This window comes from Embleya scabrispora, from assembly GCF_002024165.1.
GTDB classification, from domain to species: domain Bacteria; phylum Actinomycetota; class Actinomycetes; order Streptomycetales; family Streptomycetaceae; genus Embleya; species Embleya scabrispora_A.
The window spans coordinates 1,666,404-1,683,545 of record NZ_MWQN01000001.1 but is presented as its reverse complement, the minus strand read 5'-3'; the positions used below and the strand labels follow the sequence as shown (position 1 = coordinate 1,683,545).

13 protein-coding genes and 1 pseudogene are annotated in these 17,142 nt (G+C 72.2%); 4 read left to right on the top strand and 10 right to left on the bottom strand.

Annotated features, from left to right (window positions below; genetic code table 11):
• Window positions 1-1,408: 1,408 nt before the first annotated feature.
• The 4 genes from B4N89_RS07335 to B4N89_RS07320 all read right to left on the bottom strand — a co-directional run bounded on the left by B4N89_RS07335 (window position 1,409) and on the right by B4N89_RS07320 (window position 5,615).
• The gene (locus B4N89_RS07335; protein WP_078975040.1) at window positions 1,409-2,080 is read right to left on the bottom strand and encodes a response regulator; all 672 of its coding nucleotides are present in this window, start codon (window positions 2,078-2,080) and stop codon (window positions 1,409-1,411) included.
• Window positions 2,077-3,342 carry a sensor histidine kinase gene (locus tag B4N89_RS07330; RefSeq protein WP_201260805.1) on the bottom strand — a complete coding sequence of 422 codons (1,266 nt, stop codon included), beginning with the start codon at window positions 3,340-3,342 and terminating at the stop codon, window positions 2,077-2,079. The genes B4N89_RS07335 and B4N89_RS07330 overlap by 4 nt, the downstream gene beginning before the upstream one ends.
• 86 nt (window positions 3,343-3,428) lie before the next feature.
• Window positions 3,429-4,193: an SDR family NAD(P)-dependent oxidoreductase gene (locus B4N89_RS07325; protein WP_201260804.1), complete on the bottom strand. Its 765-nt coding sequence runs from the start codon at window positions 4,191-4,193 to the stop codon at window positions 3,429-3,431.
• Between the two features lie 117 nt (window positions 4,194-4,310).
• Window positions 4,311-5,615: a PASTA domain-containing protein gene (locus B4N89_RS07320; protein WP_078975039.1), complete on the bottom strand. Its 1,305-nt coding sequence runs from the start codon at window positions 5,613-5,615 to the stop codon at window positions 4,311-4,313.
• A 166-nt stretch (window positions 5,616-5,781) separates the two neighbouring features.
• Here B4N89_RS07320 and B4N89_RS07315 point away from each other — a divergent pair, with 166 nt between their 5' ends.
• The 3 genes from B4N89_RS07315 (at window position 5,782) to B4N89_RS07305 (ending at window position 8,722) form a co-directional block, all read left to right on the top strand.
• Window positions 5,782-6,609, top strand: coding sequence for a Nif3-like dinuclear metal center hexameric protein (locus B4N89_RS07315; RefSeq protein ID WP_078975038.1), 828 nt, complete (start codon window positions 5,782-5,784; stop codon window positions 6,607-6,609).
• Window positions 6,610-6,815: 206 nt separating this feature from the next.
• On the top strand, window positions 6,816-7,559 hold the full coding sequence (locus tag B4N89_RS07310) for a zinc ribbon domain-containing protein (RefSeq protein ID WP_078979174.1): 744 nt from the start codon (window positions 6,816-6,818) through the stop codon (window positions 7,557-7,559).
• The gene (locus tag B4N89_RS07305; RefSeq protein ID WP_078975037.1) at window positions 7,556-8,722 is read left to right on the top strand and encodes a bifunctional RNase H/acid phosphatase; all 1,167 of its coding nucleotides are present in this window, start codon (window positions 7,556-7,558) and stop codon (window positions 8,720-8,722) included. Before B4N89_RS07310 ends, B4N89_RS07305 begins: the two co-directional genes overlap by 4 nt.
• Before the next feature lie 408 nt (window positions 8,723-9,130).
• On the opposite strand, the gene B4N89_RS07300 is transcribed toward B4N89_RS07305, so the two are convergent.
• Together B4N89_RS07300 and B4N89_RS07295 are read right to left on the bottom strand one after the other, a co-directional pair.
• Window positions 9,131-10,120: a hypothetical protein gene (locus B4N89_RS07300; protein WP_201260803.1), complete on the bottom strand. Its 990-nt coding sequence runs from the start codon at window positions 10,118-10,120 to the stop codon at window positions 9,131-9,133.
• A 284-nt stretch (window positions 10,121-10,404) separates the two neighbouring features.
• The gene (locus B4N89_RS07295; protein WP_235618508.1) at window positions 10,405-11,622 is read right to left on the bottom strand and encodes a hypothetical protein; all 1,218 of its coding nucleotides are present in this window, start codon (window positions 11,620-11,622) and stop codon (window positions 10,405-10,407) included.
• Window positions 11,623-11,790: 168 nt separating this feature from the next.
• Here B4N89_RS07295 and B4N89_RS07290 point away from each other — a divergent pair, with 168 nt between their 5' ends.
• Entirely contained in the window at window positions 11,791-12,753 is a 963-nt protein-coding gene (locus B4N89_RS07290; protein ID WP_078975036.1) for an alpha/beta hydrolase, read from the top strand.
• A 246-nt stretch (window positions 12,754-12,999) separates the two neighbouring features.
• On the opposite strand, the gene B4N89_RS07285 is transcribed toward B4N89_RS07290, so the two are convergent.
• From B4N89_RS07285 to recA, 4 genes and pseudogenes are all read right to left on the bottom strand, one after another.
• Window positions 13,000-13,314: an STAS domain-containing protein gene (locus B4N89_RS07285; RefSeq protein WP_078975035.1), complete on the bottom strand. Its 315-nt coding sequence runs from the start codon at window positions 13,312-13,314 to the stop codon at window positions 13,000-13,002.
• 149 nt (window positions 13,315-13,463) lie between these two features.
• Window positions 13,464-14,831: an L-serine ammonia-lyase gene (locus tag B4N89_RS07280; protein ID WP_078975034.1), complete on the bottom strand. Its 1,368-nt coding sequence runs from the start codon at window positions 14,829-14,831 to the stop codon at window positions 13,464-13,466.
• A 123-nt stretch (window positions 14,832-14,954) separates the two neighbouring features.
• A complete protein-coding gene (locus tag B4N89_RS07275) occupies window positions 14,955-15,932 on the bottom strand; it encodes a regulatory protein RecX (protein ID WP_235618507.1) in 978 nt (325 codons plus the stop codon).
• A 25-nt stretch (window positions 15,933-15,957) separates the two neighbouring features.
• Window positions 15,958-16,971, bottom strand: a pseudogene (gene recA, locus B4N89_RS07270) (recombinase RecA); the annotation flags it as partial.
• Window positions 16,972-17,142 lie beyond the last annotated feature (171 nt).

The following is a 17,142-nucleotide window of genomic DNA, read 5'->3' as shown; positions in this document are numbered from 1 at the left end:
CGACTCCCTTCACCCAATTGAGTGAAGTGACCCACATTGAGGACCGGTTGGTCAGTTCATCTGCATATTCCCGTCCGGGCACCATCCCCACAGCTCAGCCCACCCACCGACCCACCCCCACACGCCAGAGGTTGGCCCAATCGAGCGAGCAGCAAGTTCGGGCCGCAGGTGCGCACAGGCGAGCGGAAACCGGTCCGATCGCGAGCCGGTACTACCGAGGCTTGCGCTTTTGCCTGCGGGTGGCCGGTGCGGGGTCTGTCCGAGTCGGTGGTGGGCCGCCGCCGGCGTTCGGGGCTCCGAGACCCGAAGCCCCCGACGAGACGGGCGCGTTGGTCGGCGAAAACCGGCTGGCAACGGGGGAGCGGGAGGGCGCTCGGGTCGAGTCCTCCGGGGAGCCTTCGGGTGGGTCGGGGCCCTTCGAGGGGGTGTGGGGAGGGGTTGGGGCTCGAAACCGGATCGCGATGGGTGGTTGCGGGGCTTCGAGCTTCGGTGACCTGCGGTTTTGTGGTGTCGGGATGGAAAAGCGGGCGTCGAGTGCCGGTTTCGCGTGCGCTGGCCCCCTCAGTGCCGGTGAGGAGGCCGAAACTGCCCGGTCGGGCTCGGCTTCGGGTACTGCGACCACACAGAGGCCAACGAGCGCCGAAACCGGATCCCGAGGCGCCCGAAACAGCCACCGCTGGCACTGACCTGCGGTTTTCTCTCACGTTGAGGCTCCGGCACCCCGCGCAATCCGGGTTCGTGAACCTTCGCCACCCACATGCCACCGCCCGCCGGAATCGCCCGACCCACTCGGAAAGGCTGCCCGGAGGACTCGACCCGAGCGCCCTCCCTGCCCCCGTTGCCAGCCGGTTTTCGGTGAGCATCATGCCCGTCTCGCCGAAGGCCCAAGTCTTGGAGCCCCGAACGCCGGCGGCGGCCCATCATCGACTCGGACAAACCCCGCACCGGCCACCCGCAACCGAAAGCGCGGCGCCCGCCGGGAACTCCCGGCCCATTCGGGAAGCCTTCTCGGAGGACTCGACCCGAGTCCCCTCCCTGCCCCCGTTGCCAGCCGGTTTTCGGCGACCAACGCGCCTGTCTCGCCGAAGGCCCAAGTCTTGGAGCCCCGAACGCTGGCGGCGGCCCATCACCGACTCGGACACACCCCGCACCGGCCACCCGCAACCCAAAGCGCGGCGCCCGCCGGGAACGCCCGGCCCATTTGCGAAGGCTGCCCGGAGGACTCGTCCCGAGTCCCCTCCCCGCCCCCGCTGCCGGCCGGCCGGCTTTCGCCGACCAACGCGCCCGTCTCGCCGGGAACCCCAAGCCCGAAGCCCCGCACGCCGCCGGCGGCCCGCCCCCGGTGCCCAGGCGGCCCCGTACCGGCGTCCCGCAGCCATGAAAGGCAGAACTCGGTGTCGAGTGGGGCCTACTCGGCGATTCCGCGCTGTTGGGCCAGGATGGCGGCTTGGACTCGGCTGTTGAGGCCGAGTTTGGTGAGGATGCGGCTCACGTGGGTCTTCGCGGTGGCCTCGGCCATGTCCAGGTGTGCGGCGATGCGTTGGTTCGACATGCCTCGGCCCAGGCAGGCCAGGACGTCGCTTTCGCGCGGGGTGAGGGAGGCCAGGGCCTCGGCGGGGACTTCCGGGCCGTCCGTCGGCCGGGTCGAGGGCGGGCTCGCGAACGCGTGGATCAGCCGACGGGTGACCTCCGGCGCGACGAAGCCGTCGCCGCGCGCGACCAGGCGGACCGCCTCGACCAGGCGGGCGGCGTCGGCCGTTTTGAGCAGGAACCCGGCGGCGCCCGCGCGCAGTGCGCCGAATACGTACTCGTCCAGGTCGAACGTGGTCAGCACGAGCACGTCCAAGCCCGCCGCGGTCAACTCCCGGGTGGCGCTGATCCCGTCGAGGCGCGGCATCCGTACGTCCATCAGCACCACGTCCGGGCGCAACGTCCGGGCCAGCGCCACCGCGTCCTCGCCGTCGGCGGCCTCGCCGACCACCTCGATGCCCGGCGCCGCGTCCAGGATCAGGACCAGCCCCGCCCGGACCGCCGCCTGATCCTCCGCGACCAGCACCCGCAGCGTCTCGGCGTCGCTCACCCGGTCCCACCCTTCGGCCCCGTCGGGGCGTTGTCGATTCCGGCATCGAGCACCACGTCGTCACCGCACGGCAGTTCGGCCCGCAGATGCCACCGGCCGTCGCGCGGGCCCGCCTCGAACAGGCCGCCGAGCAACGACACCCGCTCCGACATGCCGACCAGACCGGCCCGCGCGCCGGGCAGCCCGGTGACGTGTTCGGGGTCGATCCCGTTCTCGCCGGTGATCACCACATCATCGGCGCGATAGGCGAAGACCAGGCGCAACCGCTGCGGCGTGGCGTGCTTGAGGGCGTTGGTCAGCGTCTCCTGGACCACCCGATAGGCCGCGAGGTCGACCGGGGTGGGCAACTCGCGCACCACGCCGACGATCTCGATGTCCACCACCAGTCCGGCCCGGCGCACGTGTTCGACCAGTCGATCGGTCTCGGCCAGGCGAGGCACCGACACCGGCTCCTCGGGGGTGTTCTCCGAGCGCAACAGACCGATCATCCGGCGCATCTCGGTGAGCCCCTGCACGCTGCTCTCCCGGATCACCTCCAGGGTCTCGCGCAGCCGCGCCTCGTCCAGGCTCTTCACGGACAGCGCGGCGGTGGACTGGACCGCGACCGCGCTCAGGTGATTGGCGATCACGTCGTGCAGTTCGCGGGCCATCCGGGCACGTTCGGCGATCACGGCGGCCTGGTGGTCGAGTTCGGCCAGCCGCGCCGTCTGGGCGGAGCGCAGCCGCTCCACCTCGGCCTTCTCCCGGTGCTCGCGCACCGAGAACCCGGTGAGCGCGGGGGAGATGGCGACCAGGCCGATGTAGAAGACGGCGAGGACGAAGACCCGGAAGCTGCGGGTCGTCGCCCAGATCGTGATCGTGCTCACCACCAGGAACGCCAGGTTGCCGTACAACAACCGCCAGGCCAGCCGCGAACTGCCGTACACGCTGACCGCGTACAGCACGTCGGACCACATGATCAGGCCGCCGATCGAGGGCCCGAGCACGGTGTCCGCCCCCTCGCCGACAAGCCCGAGGGCGAGCGCGAAGCGCGGCGACGAACTGCGGTGGCACTGGGCGACGGCGAGCAGCAGCAGCGGCGCCAGCCGCAGCCACGGACTCGGGTCCCACACGCTCCAGACTACATACGAACGGGTGAAGAGCAGGACGAACGCGCCCGCGAGCACCACGCCGCCGAGCGCACAGTCGCGGCGGATCGGCGGCGCCAGGCCGGGCAGGTGCAGGGGCAGGGGGCGCTGCCACGCGGAGGTCTGATCGCTCACGACCCCATCCCAACACCATGGGGACGGACGTGCCGACCATTGATGCCGATCGGCGTGCGAATCCTCCCGGTTCGCAGTGATTACCGCTATTTCGGCTGAAAGCGAATCCCGCCGTCGAGCCGGATCACCTCGGCGTTGAGGTAGCTGTTCGTAAGCAGTTCGTACGCGAGCGAGGCGAACTCGTCGGGCACGCCCATGCGCTTGGGGAAGAGCACCTGCGCGCCCAGGGTGTCCTTGACCGCCTGCGGCGCGGCGGCGAACAGCGCGGTGTCCATCGTGCCCGGCGCGATGGTGTTGACCCGTACGCCGATCGCGGACAGATCGCGCGCCACCGGCAGGGTCAGACCGACCACGCCGGCCTTGGAGGCGCCGTACGCGGCCTGGCCGATCTGCCCGTCGAACGCGGCCACCGAGGCGGTACACACGATCGCGCCCCGCTCGCCGTCGGCCTGCGGTTCGACCGAGGCCATCGCGGCCGCGGCCAGGCGGACGGCGTTGAACGTGCCGATCAGGTTCAGCCGGACGATGAACTCGAACGCGGCCAGGGCGTGCGGGGTGCCGTCCCGGGCCACGGTGCGCGCGCCCATGCCGGTGCCCGCGCAGGACACCAGGGCGCGCAGCGGCGCGACGGCGACCGCCGCGTCCACCGCGGCCTGTACCTGCTCCTCCTGCGTGACGTCGGCGGCGACGAAGATCCCGCCGATCTCCGCGGCGACCGCCCTGCCGCGTTCCTCGTTCCTGTCCGCGATCACCACGGAGGTGCCGCCGGCCGCGAGCCGGCGGGCGGTGGCCTCGCCGAGTCCGGAGGCCCCGCCGGTGACGATCGCGGACGCGCCGGTGAGATCCAGCATGAGCAAGCTCCTTTCACCTGTTCTTGACTGAAGCAAGCTATTGCATGGCGCAGGGACGCGGCCAGGGGCCCGCCGTGTCCACCGGGCCGAGTCCACCCTTCCCGGATCGCCCCGCCGTCAGCGCGGCGCCGGCGACCCCGTGCTCGGTGCCGTCGCCACCTTCACCGTCACCGTCGAGCCGCGCCGAACCCTCGAACCCTCGCCCGGAGCGCAGTCGACGACCGTGTCCTCCGGCGTATCGGCGGTCGGCACCCGCACGATGTCCGCCACCAGGCCGGCCCCGCGCAGCCGGGACTCGGCCTCGGACGACGACGCGCCGATCAGCGGCGGCACCGTGGCCGTCGCCGGCGCGGTTGCCGTGGGGGAGGAGATCGGCGCGGAGCCGGTCGGCGGCGGGGTCGTCCTGGCCCCCGACATCACCACCACGATCTCCGCCCGCTCTCGGTCCACCTTCGTCCCGGCGGCCGGATCGGTGGACACGATCGTGCCGCCGCTGCCCCGGACGCTGCCCCGGAAGCCCTTCTCGCGCAGCAGCGCGACGCCCTGCGCCTCGCTCATCCCCACCACGTTCGGCACGGTCAGCCTGGTGGGCGCGCTCGTGCTCGGCGCGGCCGACTCGCTCGCGTCCGGCGTGCCGGTCACCGGCGCCTCGGTGGTCGGCCCGGCGGTCGGCGTCGGGCCCGTCGACTCCGGCACGGACGTGGTCGGGCTCGTCTTGGCCGCCGGCGAGGCGTCGTCCGAATCCGCCATCGCCATGCCCACCACCACGGCCACCACGATCGCGGCCACCGTGGCGAACACGGCCGCGACGACCTTCGTCCGCCGATTCCCGTTCCGGTGCTCGCGGTCGACCGACGCGCCCGCGGCCGCCCCCGCCGCGCCCCACGCCCCCGCGCCGGCGCAGGCGGCGACCACCCGTACCGAGAACGGAGCGCACGCCGCCACCCGCATGTCCCGGGCGGAGACCACCCGCACCGGCACGTCGTTCTCCTCGACGACCCGGGAGTCCTCCTCGAACGCGCTGCCGCCGCCGTCCGCGCCGACCTCGCCGAGGCCGAACATCCCGTTCGGCGCGAGCTGGTCCGCCACGTCCGGGGGCACCGTGTACACGATCGTCCAGGTCCGGACCTCGCCCGGCTGCAACTCGGGCGGCCCGGGGCGATCGAGGCCGATCCGCCGGGCGGCGTCGCGGGGCAGTTCCGGGTCGTAGACGTCCGACACGCTGCCCGTGTTGCGCAGGGTCAGCGTCACCATCACCGTCTCGCCGGGAGCCGCGGTGATCCGACGGGGCTCGCACCACGCCTGTACCGCGCAGGCCGGATCGCCCATCCGCTGACCGTGCAGGTCGGTGCCGCATTGTTCGCCCGGGCAGTACGCGTCCGTCTCAAGATAGGGCGTACCGCACAGCAGACAGTGCAGCATCGTCGTCGTCCCCCTCGCGTCGTACGACAGTGCGAGCCTGCATACCGCACAAACGCTTCGGATGGGGCCGACTTCACCCAACCGACAGGCATTCCGGTGTGCTCCGTTGCCGTTCGTCCGGGATGCCCGAATCGGGGCGGTGGACGCGGAGAGGTAACCTCCCTTCGTGCCCAAGCTCTCCGACGTCGTCGCCACCCTCGAACGGATCTACCACCCCGACTGGGCCGAAGCCTGGGACGCGGTCGGGTTGGTCTGCGGCGACCCGGACGCCGAGGTGCGCTCGGTGCTGTTCGCCGTCGACCCGACCCTGGCGGTCGCCGAGGAAGCGCTCGCGCGCGGCGCCGACCTCCTGGTCACCCACCACCCGCTCTTCCTGCGCGGCGTGCACTCGGTGGCCGCGACCGGGTTCAAGGGGCGCGTCGTACACCGGCTGATCACCGGCGGCTGCGCGCTGCACGTGGCGCACACCAACGCCGACTCGGCCGCCCCCGGGGTCTCAGACGCACTCGCCGCGGCCCTCGGGCTGACCGTCACCGCGCCGCTCGACCCGGCCCCGGCGGATCCGAGCGAGTGCCGGGGCATCGGCCGGATCGGCGAGTTGGCCGCCCCCGAGACGCTGGCCGCGTTCGCCGCCCGGGCCGCCCGAGCGCTGCCCGCCACCGCGACGGGCCTGCGGGTGGCCGGCGACCCGGATCGCCTCGTGCGTACCGTCGCGGTCTGCGGCGGCGCGGGCGACAGCCTCTTCGCCGCTGTCCGGCGCAGCCGCGCCGACGTCTACGTCACCGCCGACCTGCGCCACCACCCGGCGTCCGAGGCGCTGGAGGCCGGCGGCCCCGCGCTGCTCGATGCCCCACACTGGGCCACCGAGTGGCCGTGGTTGCGCTACGCGGCCGACGAACTCACCCGTGCACTGACCGCCGGCGGTACTACGGTGGAAACCCACGTCTCGGAACTAGTCACCGACCCATGGACGTTCCACACACCGCATCCCTGAACACCGCCGTACACACCGCCACACCGCGACCGGGCACCGCGACGCGCATGATCGGGCCCACCCGGACCCGTCCGTCCTCCGCGGCACCCGCACCCGCACCCGCAGCACCCGAACCCACCCACCGCACGCACCGGGTGGCCGGGTGGGAACACGACCTCCCGCCCACCCGAGCCGTATCCACCCGAGCCGTATCCAAGGAGCCCCCGCTGAACGCCGCGCCCGCCGACCAGCTCCGCCTGCTCGACCTCCAGGCCCTGGACTCGCGAATCGACCTGCTCGCCCACAAGAAGCGCACGCTGCCGGAGAACGAGGAGATCGACCGCCTCGGCTCGCAGCTCGCCCGGTTGCGCGACCTCGTGGTCGCCGCCGAGACCGAGGAGAGCGACGCGGCCCGCGACCAGGCCAAGGCCGAGCAGGACGTCGACCAGGTCCGCACCCGCGCCGAGCGCGACCAGAAGCGGCTCGACTCCGGCCACGTCACCTCACCCAAGGACCTGGAGAACCTGCAGCGCGAGGTGACCTCGCTCGCCAAGCGCCAGGGCGACCTAGAGGAGGTCGTCCTGGAGGTCATGGAGCGCCGCGAGGAGATCCAGGGCCGGCTGGGCCGGCTGGTCGCCGAGCGGGACGAGGCGCAGGCCGCCCGGGACGCCGCCGAGGCCCGCCGGGGTGCCGCCGAGGCGGAGATCGACACCGAGGCGGACGCCGCCGGCAAGCAGCGCACGGTGGTCGCGAGCGCGATCCCGGCCGACCTGATCAAGCTGTACGAGCGCATCCGCGAGCAGTCGCACGGCGTGGCGGTGGCCCCGCTGTTCCAGCGCCGCTGCGAGGGCTGCCGGCTGGAGCTGGGGATCACCGACCTGGGCGCGATCCGGGCCGCGGCACCGGACGCGATCGTGCGCTGCGAGAACTGTCGGCGCATCCTCGTCCGCACCGCCGAGTCGGGCCTGTGAGGCTCGTTGTCGAGGCCGACGGCGGCTCCCGGGGCAACCCGGGCCCGGCGGCCTACGGCGCGCTGGTGCGCGACGCGGACACCGGCGAGGTGCTGCACGAGATCGCCGAGGCGATCGGAGTGGCCACGAACAACGTGGCCGAGTACCGGGGCCTGATCGCGGGGCTGACCGCCGCGCACACGATCGACCCGACGGCGACCGTGGAGGTGCGGGCCGACTCCAAGCTCGTGGTCGAGCAGATGTCGGGCCGCTGGAAGATCAAGCACGCCGACATGCGCGACCTGGCGACCAAGGCCCGGGGCATCCACCCGCCGGGGCAGGTCACCTACACGTGGATCCCGCGCGAGCGGAACAAGCACGCCGACCGCCTGGCCAACGAGGCGATGGACGCGGCCGCCAAGGGCCGGGCCTGGACCCCGCAGAACTCCACCGCGTTCGCGGCGGCCGGGCCGGCCGAGGCCGCGCCGGCCACCGAACCGGGGCCGACCGTGCCGACCGCGTCCGCCAAGGTGCGCCCGACCGCTCCCGGCTGGGGTCCGGACCTGGGCCGCCCGACCACCCTGGTCCTGCTGCGCCACGGCGAGACCGCGCTCACTCCGCAAAAGCGCTTCTCCGGCACCGGCGCCGACCCGGAGTTGTCCGAGCGCGGCCGGTGGCAGGCGGCGCGCGCCGCCGAGGCGCTGGCCGAACGCGGCACCGTCGAGGCGATCGTGTCCTCGCCGCTCGGCCGCTGCCGGCAGACCGCCGAGGCGGTGGCGCAGCGGCTCGGGCTCAAGGTGCGCGAGGAGCCGGGCTTTCGGGAGACCGATTTCGGCGCGTGGGAGGGGCTGACCTTCGCCGAGGCGCGCGAGCGCACCCCGGACGCCCTGGACGCGTGGCTGACCTCGGCCGACGCGGCCCCGCCCGGCGGCGAGAGCTTCACCGAGGTGGCGCGCCGGGTCGAGGTGGCCCGGGACAAGACGATCGCCCGGTACGCCGGCCGCACCGTGCTCGTGGTCACCCATGTGACGCCGATCAAGACCCTGGTCCGGATCGCCCTCGGCGCACCGGCGGAGTCGATGTTCCGGATGGAGCTGTCGGCGGCGGCGATCAGCGCGGTCCAGTGGTGGTCCGACGGCAACGCGTCGCTGCGCGTCTTCAACGAGACGGCACACCTGCGCTGACGGGGGGCGGCCCCGCCGGCACCCGCCCCGGGAGCAGGCCGCCCGACCCCGGATCGAACAAAGGTTTGACCCCGGCGTCGAGGGTGTGGCATAGTAGCGAGTGCCTTCAGCGTGCCCGCCAGTGGAATCCGGGCGGACCACGCGGAGGACCAAGCTTCCGAAAGCCCCGAGCCGATCCCGGCCGGGGCTTTCGCCGTACCCGGGCCCGTCCCCGGTCTCAGGGGTGTGACGCGTCGGCCCTGCGGACGTGCAGCACACTCGCGCTCGACGGCAGCGGCGAGGCGTCGACGAGCCGCAGCCCGGCCCCCCGACATCGCACATCATGTGTTGTGCAGGTCCCAGGCGACGACCGGCCCCGGGGAGCCGTCGGCCGACCAGCCGCGTACCCGTCGCCAGGGCCCGGGTCGGCTAGGCGCCGGTCGACAGCCGCAGCGGCGTCTCGGCGGGCTGCCGGGCCCGGAACTCCGCCAGGTGGGCGGCAAGGACCTGCCGGTGGTCGCCGCCCGCGTACAGCTCCAGGCGGCCGTACCCGGCCTTCGAGTCGGCGGGAGCGGTGAAGTAGAAGACCGTGCCGTCCTCGTGCGGGTTGTACCCGCCGCCGTCGGCGAACGCGCCGTGCCGGGCGAACGTCGCACACAGGCCGCGCAGCACCAGCGGATCGGGCCGCTCGACCTCGAACGCCAGATGCGCCTCGTGCTCGCGATCCCGCTCGTGGGCGGCGATGTCCGCCAACCCCGACCCCGGCGGCACGGGGAGCACGAACACCTCGACCGCCCGGCGTTCGCCGTCGAGACCCCGCACGGCGGGGCGCAGGATGCCCACGTCGAGATCGGCGACGTCGCGCCGGTGTCGTAACGCCAGCCGTTCGCGGACCACCACGCTGGGCCGCCGCGGCTCGTCCGCGTCCAGTCCGTGCGCCGCCAGCTCCGCGCGCACCTCCGCCACGCTCGGCGGGCAGACCAGCAGCCCGGCGTGCGCGAAACGGCAACGACCCACGAGCGCGCGCAACTCGGGGCCGGCCAGGTCCGGCAACAGCAGCGCGAGCAGCGTCGCGGTGTCCTGGTGTCGGACGATGTCGATCGCCGCGCTCAGGCGGGCCGTGTCGTCACGACCGTTCGTCCTCGCCGGCGGCTGCGTGGTCGTCAAAGGGACTCCCTCGTCGTGATGGATCTCGTCACACGCCGACGCGGTTCTCGGTGAACCAGTCCTGCCGCGCCCGTAGGTGCGCAGCGACTCGACACGCGAGCGGCGCGACCAGTCCCGGAACAACGTCTCGTCGTCCGAGCCGGGCATGCGGTGCGGCAGCCGGGTCATCCACAGCGAGAACTCCCGCGTCCGCCGGATGTACGCCAGGCAGCGCGCCGAATAGCGGGCCGGCGGCTCGGGGTCGGCGTGCACGAGGTCCGCGATCAGCGCCCGCGCCGGGACCGGCGTTCGCCAGGACGAGTCCGGCGGGCCCGGCGCCGAGGACGACCACGTCGGTCGTGTCCCGAAACATCCGGGCACTGTGGTGTTCTGTCACGGGAATGGATGCTAATCGTCGGTAAATGCCCAACCATTCGGCCATCACCCGAATGCCGGTCACAACAGTCGCGGCAGCGAAATCCCGGGTCGATCGGCGCACTCCGAGGCGACCGGCACCCCGCACGGCACGCGCCGGCCGCGGGCGGGTCGAGGGACGGTCAGATTCCGTAGTGCCACGTGGTCAGCATGTACGCGCCGTACCACATCCCGAACAGGCACGCCCCGCCCAGCACCAGCACCGCCGTGCGCGTCCGCGCCCGCGCCAACACCGTCGCCAACGGTACGAAGAACAGCAGCGTGGGGATCATCAGCCGCAACTTCGAGTGGTAGTAGTTGCTCTGACACAGGGTCATCACCAGGATCGACAACCCGTACACCGCCAGCGGCGGCCAGATGCGCCGGTTCAGCGCGACCAGCGAGCCGACCACCGCGGCGATGATCAGCACCGCGGTGCTGACCGCTATCCACTGGTCGCCGTTGCGCAGCGTGTCGGTGAGGAAGTGCCGGACCGCGTCCCCGTTGTCCCACTTGGTGCCCCACCCGGCGTCCTGGATGGTGAACCAGGCGTCGATCTCGCCCAACCGCTCGCCCACCCACAACAGGTAGAGCGGCATCCCCATGCACGCGATCGCACACGCCGCGATCGGCGCGGACATCAGTCGCCGATGCCGCCACATCTCCATCAGCGCCGCCACCCCGAGCGCGGCGATCGCCGCGATGCCCGCCGGTCGGGTCACGCTGGTCAGACACGCGAGCAGGCCCGCGGTCAGCCAGGCCCGGCGATGCGCGGCCAGCAGCGTGCCCACCGCGAGCGCCAGGAAGAGCGTCTCGCTGTAGGCCATCGAGAACACCACGGACATCGGCTGCGCGCCGCCTACCAGGACGACCATCACCAACGCCGCGCGCCGGTCGTACAGGCGCGTCATGAACACGTACAGCACACACATCGCGGCGGCGGTGGCCAGGTGCCCGGCGATCAGACCGGCCGTCTCGTAGTCGGTGCCGGTCAGGTAGTGCACGATCCGGACCAGGCCCGGATACAGCGGGAAGAACGCGAGCGTGTTCCCGGTGAGGTCGCCCTCGGGGGTGTACGTGAAGCTGTCCGGATAGCCGTGCGCGGCGACGTCCACGTACCAGTGGGCGTCCCACTGCAACAGCCGATCCCGCAGACTCGGTCCGCCCGGCGGGATCATCCACGAGAGCACGAGCAGTTGCGCCAGCGCGGTGGCGGCGTAGACGGCCAGCGGTCGCCACAGGAGGCGAAGGCCGCGCTCCACGAACGACAGGGCTCCCGACACGCGCTCGTCGGATGCGCCCCGGCCCGGTCCGGACGGGGGCGCGCCCGGTATCCGGGGTTCGTCGATGACGGTCAACACGTACTCCTCGTTGGGTTCGTCTATTGAACGCTGGGGGCAACTGGGACGGTTGACGCCCTTCGTTCCGTTTCTGTGTGGCCTATGTCACGCGCTCGGCTTCTGACGCTCTGTCAACTCCGGGCGTGAAGTTCTACTGTGCTGCTTCGTAGTTCCGTTCGGAGGAGTCGCATGCCCGTCGCACCGCAGATCCAGCCGATCCTCGACGCTGTCGCCGCCGCGCCGCCCCTTCCGGCCGACCTGCCCCTGGCGGAGCGTCGTGCCGCGTCGAACAAAGGTCTCGAGACGACCATCCTCGCGTCCGTCGAGCCCGCGCCGAAAGATGTGACGACGCGGGAAGTGAGCATCACCGTCAAGGAGCCCGAGCCGGGGAAGATCACCGCCCGCGTGTACACGCCGGCCGGACCCGCGCCGAAGGGCGGTCGTCCAGGCTACGTGTACCTCCACGGCGGCGCGTGGTGGCTGGGCTCGGTCGACGCGTCGGACAGCCACTGCGCGCACATCGCCGCGGAGAGCGGCGCGGTGGTGGTCTCGGTCGAGTATCGCCCGGCCCCCGAGTTCAAGTTCCCCTGGCCCCTGGAGGACGCGTACGCCGCGTGGATCTGGGTCCAGGAGCGCGCGTTCCAGTTGGGTGTCAACGCGGACAAGGTCGCCATCGGCGGGACGAGCGCGGGGGCCAACCTGGCCGCCGCCTGCGCCCTGATGTTGCGCGACCGCCGCCAGCCGACCCCGGTGGCCCAGGTGCTGGACTGCCCGATCCTGGACCTGACCCTGGCGCAGCCGTCGGTGACGGAGAACGGCGAGGGCTACCTGCTCACCCGCGCCGGCCTGGAGTTCGCCGTCGCGCAGTACCTGTCCAGCCCGCGCAGCGAGGCCACCGACCCGCTGGCCTCGCCGCTGCACGCCGAGGACCTGGCCGGGCTGCCCACCGCGCTGGTGCTCACCGCCGAGTACGACCCGCTGCGGGACGAGGGCGAGGCCTACGCGAAGCGCCTGGAGGAAGCCGGCGTCGCGGTCGAGAGCAAGCGCTGGGACGGTTTCGTCCACGGAGCCGGCGAGTTGACCGCACTGCTCCCCGAGGCGCGCGAGTATCGCTCGACGATGGCTCGGTTCCTCGAACGCACCCTGGGCTGATCCCGGCGCGGGGTCGCCTCACCCGCCCCCGCCCCGGCCCCGGACATGCGGCGGCCGTCCCGTCGGGCTCGCGCTCGACGGGACGGCCACAGGTCCACGGCCTTCGGGCGACAGCAGAAACATCCGGCGCGCGGACATTCCAAGTGTGGCGTGCATGATCGAATCCGGCCACCCCTCGACCGGACTTTGATCATGCCAGGTACCGATTCCGCTCACAGCGCAGCGCGTATCGGACAGTGGCGCGGCCTACTCGCGCCCGACCGGGGCCTCCTCGGCGTCCAGCGCCTCGCGCACCGTCTCGTGTACGGCGACCATCAGCGTGAAGCCGGTCAGCCGCAACACCCGCTCGACCGCGCGCGTCGGCGCGATCAACCGCAGCGAGCCGCCCGCCTCCCGTGCGCGCCGCTCCGCGCGGACCAGGATCCGCAGGCCGAAGGAGTCGATGAAGGCGACCGAGGACAGATCCAGAAGCAGACGGCTCGGCTCGGCCGACACCTGTCGACTCAGCGCGTCGTCCAGGATCGGACCGCTGTCCATGTCGATCTCGCCGTGCACGGTCACCAACGTATGACCGGCTCCAACCGCCGACACCTGCACCAGGAGGGGACCACTCTCGTCATTCACGGGCGCACGCCTACCCCTCGTCTCCGGAAGCACACCTGACCCCGTCGATACGATCGTGTACCGCGCGAGCGGGCACGCGACGAGACTCAGCACTCGATGATGTTCACCGCGAGGCCGCCCCGGGCGGTCTCCTTGTACTTGGTCTTCATGTCGGCGCCGGTCTCCTTCATGGTCTTGATGACCTTGTCCAGCGACACGTGGTGCCGGCCGTCGCCGCGCAGCGCCAGCCGGGCCGCGGTGACCGCCTTGACCCCGGCCATGCCGTTGCGCTCGATGCACGGGATCTGGACCAGGCCGCCGACCGGGTCGCAGGTCAGCCCGAGATTGTGCTCCATCCCGATCTCGGCGGCGTTCTCCACCTGCTCGGGGGTGGCGCCCAGCACCTCGGCCAGACCGCCGGCGGCCATCGCGCAGGCCGAGCCGACCTCGCCCTGGCAGCCGACCTCCGCGCCGGAGATCGAGGCGTTCTCCTTGAACAACATGCCGATCGCGCCCGCGGCGAGCAGGAAGCGCACCACACCGTCGTCGTCGGCGCCCGGGACGGTCTCCACGTAGTGGTGCAGCACGGCCGGAATGATCCCGGCGGCGCCGTTGGTGGGCGCGGTGACCACCCGGCCGCCCGCCGCGTTCTCCTCGTTGACCGCCATCGCCCACAGGGTGACCCACTCCATCGCGTGCGTGGGCCGGTCCCCTTCGGCGCGCAGCGTGCGGGCGGTACGGGCGGCGCGACGGCGCACCTTGAGACCGCCCGGCAGGATGCCCTCGGTGGCCAGGCCGCGCTCGACGCACCCGCGCATCACCTGCCAGATCTCGAGCAGTTCGGCCCGGATCTCCGCCTCGGTGCGCCAGGCCTTCTCGTTCTCCAGCATCAGCGCGGACACCGACAACCCGGTCTCCCGGGTCAGCCGCAACAACTCGTCACCGGTGCGGAAGGGATGGCGCAGCACGGTGTCGTCGGGCTTGACCCGGTCCGCGCCCACCGCGTCCTCGTCCACGACGAAGCCGCCGCCGACGGAGTAGTACGTCTTGCTCAGCAGTTCGGCGCCGTCGGCGTCCCGGGCCCACGCGGTCATCCCGTTGGCGTGGTACGGCAGCGCCTTGCGGCGGTGCAGCACCAGGTCGCGGTCGCCGTCGAAGGCGATCTCGTGCACGCCGTGCAGCCGCAACATCCCCGACTCGCGGATCCGGGCCAACTCCGGCTCGACCTCCTCCGGGTCGACCGTGCGCGGCGAGTAGCCCTCCAGTCCGAGCAACACCGCGCGCGGGGTGCCGTGCCCGTGCCCGGTCGCGCCCAGGGAGCCGTACAGCTCGACCCGGACCGAGGCGACCCGGTCGAGGACGCCCTCGCTCTTGAGCCGCTGCGCGAACATCCGCGCGGCGCGCATCGGACCCACCGTGTGGGAGCTCGACGGGCCGATCCCGATCGAGAACATGTCGAACACACTGATCGCCAAGGCGGATGGCCCTTCAAGCGGACGGCTGGAGCGCAACGGTGCCGGCGGACACGCTTGTGACGGCCCGACGGCTCGGACAACGCTCCCAGGCTAGGTCACCGGACGACGTGGCGGGGGGCGGGATCAAGCCGGTCCGTCCCAGGCGCGCCACGGAGTCTCGGCCGCGTCGTCGTTCTCGTCGGCCTCGGCCTCGTGGTCGAGCGCCTCGCGGACGACCCGCACGGCCAATCCCTCGCCGTATCCCTTGCGCGCGAGCATGCCCGCCAACCTGCGGATTCGCTTGTCCCGGTCCAGGCCGCGCGTGCCCGGCAACCGGCGGGCGACCAGGGCCCGGGCGGTCTCCAACTCCTGCTCGGGTTCCAGTCGCGCGACCGCTTCGTCGACCACGACCGCGTCCACCCCGCGTCGGCGCAGCTCCTGGGCCAGTGCCCGTCGGGCCAGCCCCTTGCCGGTATGCCTGGTGCTCACCCACGCGTCGGCGAAGGCCGTGTCGTCGATCAGACCGACATCGGTGAAGCGGCCCAGTACGTATTCCGCGACCTCGTCGGGCACCTCCCGGCGGCGCAGCGCGTCGGCCAGTTGGGCCCGGGTGCGCGCGCGCCCGGTCAGCAGCCGCAGACAGATCGCCCGCGCCGTCGCCTCCGGATCGGCGAGCGGTTCCGGAGCCACGTCGGCGTCCTCGTCGGCCGGCCGCTCCGAGTCCTCGGTGTCACGACGGGCCCGGCCCCGAGTCCCGGCCCGCCTGTCGCGTTTCGCCCGACCACTCCCGGTCCCACGACCGCGAGCGCGTCGATCCGTGCCCGTGACGTCGGCCCCCGAGCCGTCGTCGACCGCATCCTGTTCGCCCGCCTCGTGCTGCTCCGGGTCACGGCGCGCCGCGCGGGTCCGGCGGGTGCCGGCTCCCGGGGCCCGCCGCCCGCCGCCACCACCGCGTGTGCCGCCGGCCCCGGTGTCGGCGCCCGAGGGTGCGGCGGCCTCGATGGCGGCCATCGCGGCTCGCAGTTCGGCGGCGTCGACGGGGGGCCGGGCCGCTGGGGAGACGGATCCGTCGGCGGACCCGTCTCCCCACGTGTTCGACCACTCGCCGGCAGGGCGAACCACGGACTCAGCCCTCCTCGGGTTCCGCCTCCGCCGGTGCGTCGACCCGCGGGCCGACTCCCAGCTTCTCCTTGATCTTCTTCTCGATCTCGTCGGAGAGGTCGGGGTTGTCGCGCAGGAACTTGCGCGCGTTCTCCTTGCCCTGACCGAGTTGGTCGCCCTCGTACGTGTACCAGGCGCCGGACTTGCGCACGAAGCCGTGCTCCACGCCCATGTCGATCAGGCCGCCCTCGCGGCTGATCCCGATGCCGTAGAGGATGTCGAACTCGGCCTGCTTGAACGGCGACGCGAGCTTGTTCTTGACGACCTTGACCCGGGTGCGGTTGCCGACCGCCTCGGTGCCGTCCTTGAGCGTCTCGATCCGCCGGATGTCGAGGCGGACGGAGGCGTAGAACTTCAGCGCCCGGCCACCGGTCGTGGTCTCCGGCGAACCGAACATCACGCCGATCTTCTCGCGCAGCTGGTTGATGAACAGCGCGGTGGTGTTCGTCTGGTTGAGCGCGCCGGTGATCTTGCGCAGCGCCTGGCTCATCAGTCGGGCCTGGAGACCCACGTGCGAGTCGCCCATCTCGCCCTCGATCTCGGCGCGCGGCACGAGCGCCGCCACCGAGTCGATCACGATGATGTCGACCGCGCCGGAGCGGGTCAGCATGTCGACGATCTCCAGCGCCTGCTCACCGGTGTCCGGTTGGGAGACCAGGAGGGCGTCGGTGTCGACCCCGAGCTTCTTGGCGTATTCCGGGTCGAGCGCGTGCTCGGCGTCGACGATCGCCGCGATGCCGCCGGCTCGCTGGACGCTGGCGATCGCGTGCAGCGCGAGGCTCGTCTTGCCGGAGCCTTCCGGGCCGTAGACCTCGACGACCCGGCCACGCGGGAGTCCGCCGATGCCCAGCGCCACGTCGAGCGAGATCGAGCCGGTGGGAATGACCTCGATCGGTGCGCGCACCTCGTCGCCGAGGCGCATCACCGAGCCCTTCCCGAACTGTCGTTCAATTTGGGCGAGGGCGTTTTCGAGCGCCTTCTCGCGATCCTGTCCAGCCATGGATGCCGCCTTGCCGGTCTGTGGTGTTCGCTTCACACCTTGAACGCTAACCCGTCGCACCGACACGGAGGCACGACCGGCGCACGCCTGTGGACAACGTCGGATCGAAGCGTAGCCCGAACTTTTGTTCGAATTCGATGCCGACACACCATCCGGCTCCGGCATCCACCC

Bases quoted from the DNA above. Each gene is read 5' to 3' on its own strand.
- B4N89_RS07325 (WP_201260804.1), bottom strand. From the start codon at position 4,193: ATGCTGGATCTCACCGGCGCGTCCGCGATCGTCACCGGCGGGGCCTCC.
- B4N89_RS07320 (WP_078975039.1), bottom strand. From the start codon at position 5,615: ATGCTGCACTGTCTGCTGTGCGGTACGCCCTATCTTGAGACGGACGCG.
- B4N89_RS07290 (WP_078975036.1), top strand. From the start codon at position 11,791: ATGCCCGTCGCACCGCAGATCCAGCCGATCCTCGACGCTGTCGCCGCC.